Source organism: Chryseobacterium sp. GQ58, assembly GCF_059758895.1.
This window is the reverse complement of sequence record NZ_JCAXEH010000001.1, coordinates 679,118-691,125: the sequence shown is the minus strand read 5'-3', so window position 1 is coordinate 691,125 and position 12,008 is coordinate 679,118. Positions and strand designations below refer to the sequence as shown.

The window sequence follows — 12,008 nt, the reverse complement described above, 5'->3', positions numbered from 1 at the left end:
CTAATTGATTACTTATTTAACATTAAATTTGTGTTCAGCAATACTATAAATTAAAAAAAAGAAGACATAAAATGAAGAGTACTTTAAAAAAACTATTACCATTTGCAGTAGTAGGAGTTATTTCAGGAGCTACAACTATTGGCGTACAACAATACTTAGAACATGATTCAAATATTCAGGATCAGTCTTTCTTTACAAAATCAGCCAATACCTCTTTTGTAGGCATGAATACTGCTTCTGTAGGAGATGATTTCGTAAATGCTGCCAAAACTACTGTTCCGGCTGTAGTTACCATCAAAAATTTTCAGACAAGAACCACGAACAGAGCTTCGGAACAAGATCTATTTGACTTTTTCTTCGGAGATCCTTTTGGAGGAAGAGGCCAGCAAAGGCAAAGACAACAGCAGCAACAGGTTCCTGATAATATGCCTTCAGGAATGGGCTCGGGAGTAATCATTTCACCAGACGGATATATCATTTCAAATAACCACGTTGTGGCCGGAGCCAATAAGCTGGAAGTTGTTTTAAGCAATAAAAAATCTTATATCGCAACTCTGGTTGGTACAGATCCTAACACGGACATATCATTATTAAAGATCGAAGAAAAAGGTTTGCCATATTTGAATTTCGCAAATTCGGATAATATAGACGTTGGACAATGGGTTTTAGCCGTTGGTAACCCTTTAGGATTGAATTCAACCGTAACTGCAGGGATTATCTCTGCGAAAGGAAGAGGAATCGGAATTTTAGGAGGGCAAGGAAAGGCGACCAATCCAATTGAAAGCTTTATTCAGACCGATGCAGCGATTAACCCCGGAAACTCTGGAGGTGCTTTGGTAAATGTAAACGGAGATCTGATCGGTATCAACTCGGCAATTTCTTCAACAACTGGATATTATCAGGGATACGGATTTGCAGTTCCTGCTAATCTTGCCAGAAAAATCGTCGAAGACATCAAAAAATTCGGGATCGTACAAAGAGGATTTTTAGGAGTTACATCTTTAGATTTATCCAACGAACAGCAAGTATCTTATTTTAACAAACAAAATAAAACTAACATAAAAACCGGTTCCGGAGTTTATGTAACAGGCTTTTCAGAAAGCAGCGGTGCGCAGGATGCAGGATTAAAATCTGGTGACATCATCACGAAAGTGGATAATATGCCGGTGACAGATTTTGCAGATTTATCAATTTCTATCGGAAGCAGACGTCCTGGAGACAAAGTGCAGGTAACTTATCTCAGAAACGGGAAAGAAACGACTACAACCGTAACACTGAAAGACCAGAAAGGAGGAACTACCGCAAGATCCAAAGCCGATCTTAGTGTAACCGAAAAAATAGGTGCTGATTTCAGCCCTTTGAATGACAGATTCAAGACTGAATATGGACTTAACAGCGGAGTTGTCACCAAGAATGTTGTAGAAGGCGGAGAAATGGCCAAAATCGGTATTGTAGATGATTACATTATTATAGAAATTAATGGAAAACCTGTGAATTCCGAAAAAGATATAGAAAAGATCTTAGACAAATACAAAGGAAATGTACAAGTGAAATTTGTAGATAACTACGGTCGAATTTATACTAAAGGTTTTAAAATGCCTTAACAGACATTATATTCAACAAAAAACGCTGCAATTTGCAGCGTTTTTTTATTTTAAATCTATTGATTATTTATTTTATCAGCAATCCTTTTCTTCTTATTTCTCTCATAAATCACCTCAACTATTTTACCGCCAATCCATGAAAAAGGAAAAAAGACCAGAAAAATAGATATTTTATAAAAAGTGGGATGATAAGGTGAAATGATAACATCCAACATTGCTATAAAAAGCATGATGAAACCAATAAGAATAGCATAAGCCACTTTTGCATACTTTACGATCATTGCAGTTGCAACGCCTCCTACCGTCGTTCCCAAGCCTGAAATAAACAGCAGAAAGCCAAAAAATGCATCATCATCTTTCATGCTTTCCAAAAACCTTTGCCAATGCTCAAACGGCGCAAAAGCATCGAAAGTGACCCATTGCGGAAAAGCCCTTATACCAAGAGTAATGATAAGCCCTGCAATGACAAGACCTACTAAAACTGCAAATGTATTCCTGATAAAGCTCATTAATCCTGATGTGCAATCATAGAAATTTCTATATCAACATTTTTTGGCAAACAAGAAACCTGTACTGTTTCGCGCGCAGGATAACTTTCAGCATCAAGATAAGATGCATAAATATCGTTCATTACGGCAAAATCATCCATGCTTTTTAAGAAAATACTGGCTTTTACCACATTTTTGAAAGTCATTCCGGCTTCTGTAAGGATGGCTTCAAGATTCTTCATTACCTGATGAGTTTCCTTTTCAATTCCTTCTACCAGCTTACCTGTTGCAGGATCTACCGGAATCTGTCCTGAAATATACAAAACTCCATTAGCAAGATTAGCCTGTGAATATGGTCCGATAGCTGCAGGAGCATTAAGTGTAGAAATTATTTGTTTCATATAATTCATTATTAGGGTCTGACTCGTTGAGAGAATTATCTTTTGTTACAATTATGATAATTCGTGTTTTAATTTTGACTGCAAATATAAAACTAATTCACAAATGAATTTGTATACTTAAATAACAAACAATCTTTTTAAAGTAATTCTGAAAAAAAATTTATGAATATCTGATATGGGCTATTTTTTATCATGATCGGAACGTTAGCATTAATAAATTCTTTATTTACATTCAACATAACATCGCCATTTGGAGATATTACACAAGAATTACCCTTGAAAGAACTTTTGACTAAATAGCGATTATTCTCAATTGCACGTAATCTTACCAAGTTCAAATATTGCTTTTTACCATAATATGAATTGTTCATAAAATCTTCGCTAGATAACAGTATTATATACTTTGCATCTATAGAATTTTGTGCAACATAATCACTAAAAAGAATTTCATAACAAACAAATGGTAACGTGCCAATATCATTTCTAATTTTTTTTGAATCATCTTGAGAATTTTTCCTGTAAATTGATTTGCCAAATAATGGTTCTAATATAGGATGTGTAAACTCATTAATTGGAACATATCTTTTTTTTGTTTTAAAAATAATATTCGATGAACTAATTACGGCCACTGTATTAAACAAAATACTATCACTACTAAATTCTACTCCTGAAACTATTTTAGATTCTGAAAAGTTCTGTGAAATAAACCTTTTAAAAAATTGAAAATCTTCACTTTTAATTTGCTTACTTGATAAAGTATAATACAGTTCAGGAGCAACGACAATAGGCGATTTTTGATTATTCCCATTCATTGCCATCATTATTTTACGATTTTTCTCTATAAGGTTGCTATTGTTAGAATTTGGAGCAAATATTAAAAATTCTTGGGAGCTATTATACGTTTTTGATTTTTCATATTGATAGTTGAACAAGGACACACAGCACGGCAATAGAAGAAGTATTAAATAGATACTTTTTTTTTTGCTTTTAAAAATTGTGTACAAAAGTAAACTGACACAAATCAACCATAAACTGCCTCCATAAGCCCCAACGATATTATACCATTTTATAAAAGGCCAACAGTTTGCCAATGAATTTCCTAATGTAAGCCATGGCCATCCCAGATCCCAATTTGATAGCAGCCATTCATTTAAGGGCCACAGCAAGAAAACAAATGAACTATTTAGAATTTTTTTAAGAAAAAAAAGTGTCAAAAAACTTATACACATTATGATCGAGGAAAATATAAACACCATAATGCTTTTAGATGAATCGGAGCTATAAAGCCAAAAGGTAGAAGAGATATTATATAGTAAGGCAAATATGGCAAAGACTAATATTACTAAATAATTATTTGTTTCTACCTTTTTAATGCAATCTATTAATATAAGTAGACATATTATAATCAAAAAACCACAATAATTCCATGCTAAAAAGTTTAGTATTGAGAATAACAATAGTAATAAAAAAAGTTTGATTCTATATTTCATTTAATATCTGTTACAAAAAAAGCTGTTTTAAAATTAAAACAGCTTAAAGATTTTATAAAAAAAAAAATTATTCTTTAGTACTTGTTGCAAGATCTGTAGTAACAGCAGTATAAATGTTTACACTTAAGCTCCTTTTAGTAATCTCATCTACTTTAACAATTTTATTTATTCTTCCAATATAAAATTTTAAAGTGGCATCTTTCGGAAAATGCTGCAAATCACTCTCAGTTATTCGATAAGTTCCATTATCATCAATTGTTGAAAATCTTCTATTAACATCAAGATTAAGTGCGGCAATATTCGGATTACATTGATTATAAGGACTATACTCGATACCAGCCAAAATCCCATTTGGATTTTCAGCATCTGGATTCCATGATATTGTTGTACCCACCATAACTCTCCCTTCTTCATCTAAATTTGAAATTTTCACATCCATTTGCTTAGGTATGTAAGTAGAATTTTCAATATCTTGTGTAGATGTTAATTCAAGCACATTATTACGTAGCAATGAAGAGACATAGTTACCATTGAAAAATCCTTTCGCATCGAATTTACCATTCCAAAATGATAAATCTGTTGAATTATTTAGGGAGCCCGTTAAAGGACTACCGTCGACTGTTAAGCTTATTGGTAAAGAATTTCGAGATTGTGAATAAATATTGTTTTCAATAGGATCTCCATTAAAGCTTCTCAAGTCTTCGATCATTATAAAATCATCAGTTTGAGGATTTAAGAAATTGTAATAATCTTCCGAAGAGGCAATTTTATTAGAAATGTTACTAATTTCTTTTGCATCATCGTTTTGAAGTTTAACGTAATCATCTGAACAAGATGTTAATGTGATAAGTGATATTATATATAGTAATTTTTTCATTTTTTTAAATTTAGTTATTTAATATTAACATCCGTACCTACCGATGTTAGACCATGTAGACAATCCTTTTACAGTTGAGTAACCAGTTGTACCTGTAGAAGCCTGCCATTTTGTTCTACCGCTCATACCACTCGTGTAATGCGTACCACAAACTTCGTAGTATTCAACAGTCATTTTGAATTGATAATTGGTTGGGGCTTTAACTGACATTGAATTTGTTACCGAAGTCCAAACGAAAGTTTTCTTACCTTGATTACCCCATGAAGTACTACCTACGCATTCAACCGTCACAACAGCATAGAATTTTGAATATTTATCCGCATTCAGATTCGCTGCACTACTAGATCCTTGTCCAATAAAAGGCTGGTAAGGGCAAGGATAACCAGATTTTCGATCAGAAGACCATGGTAACGAAGCCGTGTTGTAAAGATTTAATTGCACATCACCTTCTTGTACGGCAATAGGTGGAGGTGGTGGATTGGATAGTGGATTACTCTTTGATCTACCAGATGTAAACAAGACATAACTTCCGATAATTGTAATCAGAAGAACTAACATGTTAGTTTTTTTCATAGTTATAAGTTTTAAGTTCACAAATAAATAAAAAAAAAATATATCACACAAGTATTTTCTCAAAATGGTGAATTAGGCTGCGTAAAGCTTCTGTCTTTATATTTTAAAGCATCACTTAAAATATTGGCTTTTATTCCTATAAAAAAGTCGTACACTTTATACTGCCCGAAAGGCACCCAGTTAAAATTAATGGTAAAACTACGCTGATCTCTGGAAAAACCGATTCTGGTATACGCCAGATCCTTGGTTACCATGTCATAATGTGTGCTTCCGGTAATATTCCAGTATGGCGTAAGCTTTACGCTCCCATCTAAACCAACCGATGCAATTTTGTTTGGAGTTCTTAAATTTGTTTTTGAATATGCATAATTAGCATTTATATTTAATGTCCACGCCTGATCAAAATGTGCATAATTATCTTCATCAAAATAATAATTTTCATTTCTGATTTCTCCTTTTGATTTATACTTTTTGGCATAATCTGTTTTTTTACCAAAAATCTCACTACTTAATGGATATGATAACTGAATCCCAAATCCTTGTAGACTAAATGCTCCAAACTCTTCCGTCCTGAATCCCACATCCGATCCGGGAACAAAAATAGTTTTGTAAGGATCTAAAGTTAGATTAGTATTAATACTTAACTTATTATCAAAGAACGAAGACTGACCACGAATATCAATTATAGACCACGGATGTGTTTTTGCAGCAAAATTATAGTTTGCGGAAATGTTTAAAGATTCGAATATTTTTATTTTTTTTACTCCTGTAGAATCGCTTTTAGATTTCACTTTCATTTCAATATTGTTTCCGATATTAAAACCTAAAGCACCTACCAAACCAGAAGATGGAGATCCAATATTTCCATTATCAAAAATCGAATAAGGCGTCAAAGCCCCGTTGGCATCATAATAATTCCTGAAATATCCAAACTGTGCGTCACCAAAATCCGGTGAATAAGTAAAACCTATACTTGGAGTCATCATGTGTCTCAACGCTTCTACTGCTGCGCCTTTTTTAAATTTCAACATTCCGTAAAGTTGCGTCTGCAAGCTTGCCGTTGTAGAAAAAGTAGAATATCCTGCTATTTTTTTGTTGACCTGATCTATCACTTTATTTTCGATAGGATCATAGAATCTGGTCAGTGTTTTAGTCGTTAAAGCATTATCAATAGTGGCTCCCAAACTGAAAGTAAAATATTTAGCAATGGTTGTATTCGTCCCTAAAGCTATATTGTTTTTAAGCCCGGTCTGCATCTTATCCCACATGGCTTTGGTAAACAGCTCGCCTTCTTCCGTGCTTACAAAATTGGTTAAGTTTAAACCTGTATTTACGGTAATATTTTCTAACAAGCCGCTTCTCACACCTGTTTTAGATTTAAATAAATAAAACTGATTGATAGCCACATTCATTTGAGGCAGACGCAAATCTGCAAGCCCTGTTGCAAAGTTTTGCTGATAAGACGCTGTACCCGTAATGGTAACAGGAAGCTTCAAAAATCTTTTGGTAAGCGTAACAGTTGAGTTCTGCTGAGTTCTCAACACACTTTGATCCAAAATATAATTATTATTAACGGTATTATTATAAAATGTCTGGCTGGTAACATCCACAGAAGCAGAAAATGTAAGGAACGGATTTGATTTTGCATCCTGAGTGTGTCTCCAGGCAATTCTGTAGGTTCCGGTTTCGCTATAATCGTCAAGCCCTTTTATTCCCCTTACGGTAGTCCCGATATCTGCCGCAAAATTACCGGAATAACGGTATTTTTTAAGATAATTCATTTCAGGGCGGAGATTCCAGCTTCCTTTTGTATAAATATCTGCCAAAATCTTCAAATCAAAATGTTCTCCGATGGGCTGATAATATCCCAATCCGTTCAGGAAAAACCCGACATCCTGTCTTTCTCCGAAACTCGGAATTAAAATCCCTGCAGATCTTTTATCAGAAAACGGTAAGATTGCAAACGGCATGATCAAAGGTGTCGGCGCCTGCTCTATATACATCTGTACAGGCCCTGTAATTACCTGAGAACTGTTTTTACCTTTGATTAATTTTATATGCGGAGCAAGCAAATGATAATCTGCTGCTGTGTCTTTTTTCTTAATAAAATAGTCATCAGTCGTAAAAAGACCACGTCTCATGTAAAATACCGAATCGTTGTATTTTTTTGTTTTTTGGGCTACAATTACTCCTTCACTTTCTTCAGTTCTGGCATTGTAAGCAATCGCCTGGCGTGTTTTTGTATTGTAACTAAACTCGTTGGTTTCATACTTTTTGCCGGCCTGAGTTGTGATGACGGGCTCAATAACCTTACCCAAAGAATCCAGCTTACCTCTTGCAAAGATCAGGTTCTTTTTTTCGTCGATCGAAATGTAATCTGCATCAATCTGTATATCCTGATATTTTACCTGAGCATTTTTGTTCAGATAAATCATTTTTTTCGGCACATCTCTTCGCTGATCATCTGCTTTTGTTTCCAGCACATCCTCAAGAGCTTCCTTACTTACAACAATGGTATCCTTTTTTGGGATCGTATCATTAATTATCGTATTTTTAGGCAATCTTCCGGGCGTTTCCTGTGCTAAAAAATTGTTAAAAATTAGGATAATTAAAATTTGTAATATATTTTTGAAGACGGTTTTGTCCAATTTTGTTTTATATAATTTAGGCTCAAAATTAATATAATTTTTAAAACTGTAAGATGTACACACAAAATTTTAGAATAATTTTAGCATTTCTCTTCATACTTTCTACCCACTTTGCTTTAGCCCAAAAAAAATTTACTGTCGTTTTAGACGCAGGACACGGGGGTAGCGATCACGGAGCCAACAGAACCTATAGTGATATCGGGCATATTGCAGAAAAAGATATCACTCTTTCAATTGTGCTGAAAGTCGGAAGAATGCTTGAGAAAAATAAAGATTTTAAGGTAATTTACACCAGAAAAATCGACGAATACCCTTCCCTTTCGGACCGAACCAATCTTGCCAACAGAAATAAAGCTGATCTTTTCATCTCCGTACACTGTAATTCTTCTGTAAGACCAACGGCTTACGGTACGGAAACTTTTGTACAGGGTCCTGATCAGAATGATTCTAATCTGGAAGTTGCAAAACGGGAAAATGATGTGATTTTTCTTGATGAAAAAGATAAGCAGATTTTTGGATCTTATGATCCTAAATCTCCGGAATCTTTAATTGCGCTTAAGCTTCAGCAAAGCAAATATTTGGAATCCAGCCTTTTGCTTGGCGGACTTGTTGAAGATAATTTCGTAAATAAAGATAAAAGATTTTCGAGAGGAGTTTTTCAGAAAAACCTGCATGTACTTCGTATGAATGCCATGCCTTCGGTGCTTATTGAGACCGGATTTATCAACCATCCCGAAGAAAGCCATTATTTGGCGTCCGATAAAGGACAGGAAGAGATTTCGGAAAGTATTTATAATGCTATAATTGATTATAAAAAAGCAGTTGACAGAAAATCAGGAGGTTTTGTCAATACAAAAAAGCCAGAGCCCGTAAAAGTAAAGGAAGAAGTTCCTTTAAAAAATGATTTCAGGATATTATTGTTAACTTCAGCGATAAAATATAATGAAGACGATCCTGCTTTGAAAGGTTTAAATTATATTCTTCCTTTAAAAGAAAATGGTATTTATAAATATTATTACGGCGTTACCAATATGGCGAGCATAAAGGATATTAATCTGAAAACCGCTAAAGATGCCGGCTTTCGAAATGCGTATGCGGTTGGATTCATGCCTAATCAAAAGCTCAATACTGGACATTATACAATAGAAGTTTATACTGGAAAAGATAAATTAAGCGCCAACTCCTTTATTTTGCAAACCTTGAAAGGTGTTGAAAGAGAAAAAAACAACGGAGTTTTTTACTATACTTACGGAAAAGTTTCCTCTTTGGAAGAAGCTGTAAAATTGCAAAAAGAACTTGAAAGCAAGGGAATTAAAAACACCATTATTCAGAAGCAGAGCAAATAAAAATGAAATAATTTTGATGTTAAAAAGTTAATCAATACTTTTGCAACCTCAAAATTTGGTCTATTCGTCTAGTGGTCAGGACTCAAGGTTTTCATCCTTGCAACAGGGGTTCGATTCCCCTATAGACTACAACAAAAAAAGGATTTTCTTTCGGAAATCCTTTTTTATTTATCTAAATTATTTTTTAATCATTAATTGTTATTTTTCTTGCTGATGGTCTTAAATACCATGAACAAATAGCCAAACCTGCAATGATCAACGGTATAACAATCTGAAATACAGAATCATTAACTGCTATATGCGAAACCGAAGCTCCCGTCATCACAAAAAATATTCCCGCGTACGCCCATTCTTTTATTAATGGTAACTTGGGTAAAAGTATTGCAATAATTGCCATCACTTTCCAAAATCCAATGATCGATATAAAATAAGTAGGATAACCAAGTGATGCAAAACCTTCTACAACTTGCTTTACCTGAAATAGCTGCCCAAAACCACCAAGCATAAAAAAACAAAGTAAGATTGTCGCAATCCAATATCCAATATTTCTCTTATTTTTCATTTCTTTAATTTTTTTGGGTACTCAAAATTTCTTGTAATCTGTCGTGAGCCATATTCAAACCATAGGCAAAAGGTAATTTTAATTGCTCTGCCCTGTGTTTCTCTGACTTATAAATGATCTGCATTGTCAGTTTGCTGGTGGTATCTGTAATTTTCTCAAACTCTAAAAATTCAAGTTGAACGCCAATTGACATATTTTCCATTTCAAATGTTCGGATGATCTTTTGATTTGGCAAAAACGCATGAATTGTCCCATTTGCCTTAAACACCACATTGTCATTGTAAGAAGTTTCAAACTCATAACTGCCGTGATTTTTATTTTCAAGTTTAATCACTTTGGTTCCCATCCATTGCTCTACAATTTCGGGTTCTGTGTAGGCCTTAAAAAGCAGATCCACAGGCAAATCAAACTCCCGTGTTATCACCAATTCCTGCTTGCCGTCTTCGGCTTTGATTTTTGTTCTTTGTTCCATTTCTTATTTGTTTTTATATTTTGTCATTACTTCTTCTAATTTATTAAATCTGTCGTCCCACATTTTTCTGAAAGGTTCTATAAAATCTGCTACTTCTTTCATTTTTTGAGGATTAAAGTGATAATGGATTTCCCTGCCTTGCTGCTCTTGCCTTACAAGTTCACATTCGGTGAGAATCTGTAAATGTTTTGAAACCGTTGGTCTTGCCGTATCAAATTGTGATGCAATTGCGCCTGCAGTCATCGATTGCGAGGCTACCAATAAAAGTATGGACCTCCTTGTAGGATCCGCTAATGCCTGAAATACATCTCTTCTTAAATTCATTATGTAGTTATTTGACTACAAATATAATTGTAGTTATTAGACTACGCAAATTTTTAAAGTATTTGTTTAAAAAAAATTATTGAGCTAAAATTTATTTCAATTATAAAAGGTTTTATTAAGTATTCTTTCAGGGAAGTTGTAGGAATTTAAAAAAAACATTAATTTTGCGCTAGTTCAAAAACAATACATAAAGCATTAAGAACTAATGTGTTTATATTTTTTAACTAAAAAACAAAATGATGAATACTAATTTAATAAGTCACGAGGAAGTTTCCATAAAGACTGCAAATATTTAATATCATGCCGGATTTAAAAATTCAAGAAGCAAATAAGCTTTTTAATAAAATCCGCTCTAACCCAAGAAGTTATGATTTAAAAAGCAATGAAGAAGGAATAACAGGCAATGATGATAAAATAAGTTTCAGGCTTTACAGGAAGGGGGAAAGAATCGCTTTTGAAGCGACTATTGATGGAATAACTTTCACCAACACTACCGGAGAATGGAATAATGCAATGATTATGTTGGAAAACGTAATTAAAAAATTAGAAAACGAAAACGAAAATTTAAAGATAAAACAGGCAATAGATAAGCTCAAAAAGTACCTCTCAGAAGAAATTTAAAAAAAGTTAAAAAATAATTTGGCAGGTATAAAAAAAGGTTTTATTTTTGCACTCACATTTGAACGATATGGCAAATCATAAATCAGCATTAAAGAGAATAAGACAAAACGAAAAAAGAAAAGTTCGTAACAGATACTATCATAAGACTGCAAGATCAGCTATGAGAGTACTTAGAAATGAAGAGGACAAGACAGCAGCTGCAGAGCAATTGCCAAAAGTTATCTCTTTGTTGGATAAATTGGCTAAGAAAAATATTATCCACAAAAACAAAGCGGCTAACTTAAAAAGTAAATTAACTAAGCACGTTAACAAGTTGGCGTAACAATAGTTGGCCCGTTCGTCTATCGGTTAGGACCTCAGATTTTCATTCTGGTAAGAGGGGTTCGACTCCCCTACGGGCTACTAAACACACCACTAAACTAACCTTCAGTGGTTTTTTAAGAGTTGATAAACTTATAAAAACAAAACTAACACGCTAAATTAGCGTAATGGTAGATGGCCCGTTCGTCTATCGGTTAGGACCTCAGATTTTCATTCTGGTAAGAGGGGTTCGACTCCCCTACGGGCTACTTAAAAACCACTGAGATTTCAGTGGTTTTTTG

The 12,008-nt window shown here is 33.9% G+C and carries 13 protein-coding genes and 3 tRNA genes; 7 read left to right on the top strand and 9 right to left on the bottom strand.

Translation table 11 applies throughout. The features are described from left to right. Positions 1-71 precede the first annotated feature (71 nt). Positions 72-1,604: a trypsin-like peptidase domain-containing protein gene (locus AC6CHK_RS03225; protein ID WP_498093498.1), complete on the top strand. Its 1,533-nt coding sequence runs from the start codon at positions 72-74 to the stop codon at positions 1,602-1,604. 56 nt (positions 1,605-1,660) lie between these two features. Here the strand turns inward: AC6CHK_RS03225 and AC6CHK_RS03220 are convergent, their stop codons facing one another. From AC6CHK_RS03220 to AC6CHK_RS03195, 6 genes are all read right to left on the bottom strand, one after another. Next, complete coding sequence (locus AC6CHK_RS03220; RefSeq protein ID WP_498093496.1) at positions 1,661-2,113, bottom strand: hypothetical protein; 453 nt, start codon at positions 2,111-2,113, stop codon at positions 1,661-1,663. Then, the gene (locus tag AC6CHK_RS03215) at positions 2,113-2,493 is read right to left on the bottom strand and encodes a RidA family protein (protein WP_498093494.1); all 381 of its coding nucleotides are present in this window, start codon (positions 2,491-2,493) and stop codon (positions 2,113-2,115) included. Before AC6CHK_RS03215 ends, AC6CHK_RS03220 begins: the two co-directional genes overlap by 1 nt. Positions 2,494-2,630: 137 nt before the next feature. Further along, positions 2,631-3,983 (bottom strand): nitrilase-related carbon-nitrogen hydrolase, encoded by a 1,353-nt coding sequence (locus AC6CHK_RS03210; RefSeq protein ID WP_498093492.1) that lies wholly within the window; start codon positions 3,981-3,983, stop codon positions 2,631-2,633. 67 nt (positions 3,984-4,050) lie between these two features. Then, entirely contained in the window at positions 4,051-4,860 is an 810-nt protein-coding gene (locus AC6CHK_RS03205; RefSeq protein ID WP_498093490.1) for a hypothetical protein, read from the bottom strand. 24 nt (positions 4,861-4,884) lie between these two features. Continuing rightward, positions 4,885-5,433, bottom strand: coding sequence for a hypothetical protein (locus AC6CHK_RS03200; protein ID WP_498093489.1), 549 nt, complete (start codon positions 5,431-5,433; stop codon positions 4,885-4,887). Between the two features lie 59 nt (positions 5,434-5,492). Beyond that, positions 5,493-8,081 (bottom strand): putative LPS assembly protein LptD, encoded by a 2,589-nt coding sequence (locus AC6CHK_RS03195; RefSeq protein WP_498093487.1) that lies wholly within the window; start codon positions 8,079-8,081, stop codon positions 5,493-5,495. A gap of 53 nt (positions 8,082-8,134) precedes the next feature. Here AC6CHK_RS03195 and AC6CHK_RS03190 point away from each other — a divergent pair, with 53 nt between their 5' ends. After that, the gene (locus tag AC6CHK_RS03190) at positions 8,135-9,427 is read left to right on the top strand and encodes an N-acetylmuramoyl-L-alanine amidase family protein (protein ID WP_498093486.1); all 1,293 of its coding nucleotides are present in this window, start codon (positions 8,135-8,137) and stop codon (positions 9,425-9,427) included. A 57-nt stretch (positions 9,428-9,484) separates the two neighbouring features. Continuing rightward, positions 9,485-9,556: transfer RNA gene (locus AC6CHK_RS03185), tRNA-Glu, on the top strand. Positions 9,557-9,611: 55 nt separating this feature from the next. On the opposite strand, the gene AC6CHK_RS03180 is transcribed toward AC6CHK_RS03185, so the two are convergent. The 3 genes from AC6CHK_RS03180 to AC6CHK_RS03170 are packed head-to-tail and all read right to left on the bottom strand — an operon-like array spanning position 9,612 to position 10,785. Further along, a complete protein-coding gene (locus tag AC6CHK_RS03180) occupies positions 9,612-9,989 on the bottom strand; it encodes a DoxX family protein (protein WP_498093484.1) in 378 nt (125 codons plus the stop codon). A gap of 4 nt (positions 9,990-9,993) precedes the next feature. After that, on the bottom strand, positions 9,994-10,461 hold the full coding sequence (locus tag AC6CHK_RS03175) for an SRPBCC family protein (protein WP_498093482.1): 468 nt from the start codon (positions 10,459-10,461) through the stop codon (positions 9,994-9,996). Positions 10,462-10,464: 3 nt separating this feature from the next. Continuing rightward, a complete protein-coding gene (locus AC6CHK_RS03170; protein ID WP_498093480.1) occupies positions 10,465-10,785 on the bottom strand; it encodes an ArsR/SmtB family transcription factor in 321 nt (106 codons plus the stop codon). Positions 10,786-11,085: 300 nt separating this feature from the next. Here AC6CHK_RS03170 and AC6CHK_RS03165 point away from each other — a divergent pair, with 300 nt between their 5' ends. The 4 genes from AC6CHK_RS03165 to AC6CHK_RS03150 all read left to right on the top strand — a co-directional run bounded on the left by AC6CHK_RS03165 (position 11,086) and on the right by AC6CHK_RS03150 (position 11,975). Then, on the top strand, positions 11,086-11,406 hold the full coding sequence (locus AC6CHK_RS03165; RefSeq protein ID WP_498093479.1) for a hypothetical protein: 321 nt from the start codon (positions 11,086-11,088) through the stop codon (positions 11,404-11,406). Positions 11,407-11,473: 67 nt separating this feature from the next. Beyond that, positions 11,474-11,728, top strand: a complete 255-nt coding sequence (rpsT, locus tag AC6CHK_RS03160) for a 30S ribosomal protein S20 (protein ID WP_498093477.1) — start codon at positions 11,474-11,476, stop codon at positions 11,726-11,728. 8 nt (positions 11,729-11,736) lie between these two features. Continuing rightward, a tRNA-Glu gene (locus tag AC6CHK_RS03155) sits at positions 11,737-11,808 on the top strand. A 95-nt stretch (positions 11,809-11,903) separates the two neighbouring features. Continuing rightward, positions 11,904-11,975: transfer RNA gene (locus AC6CHK_RS03150), tRNA-Glu, on the top strand. The last annotated feature ends 33 nt before the right edge of the window (positions 11,976-12,008 follow it).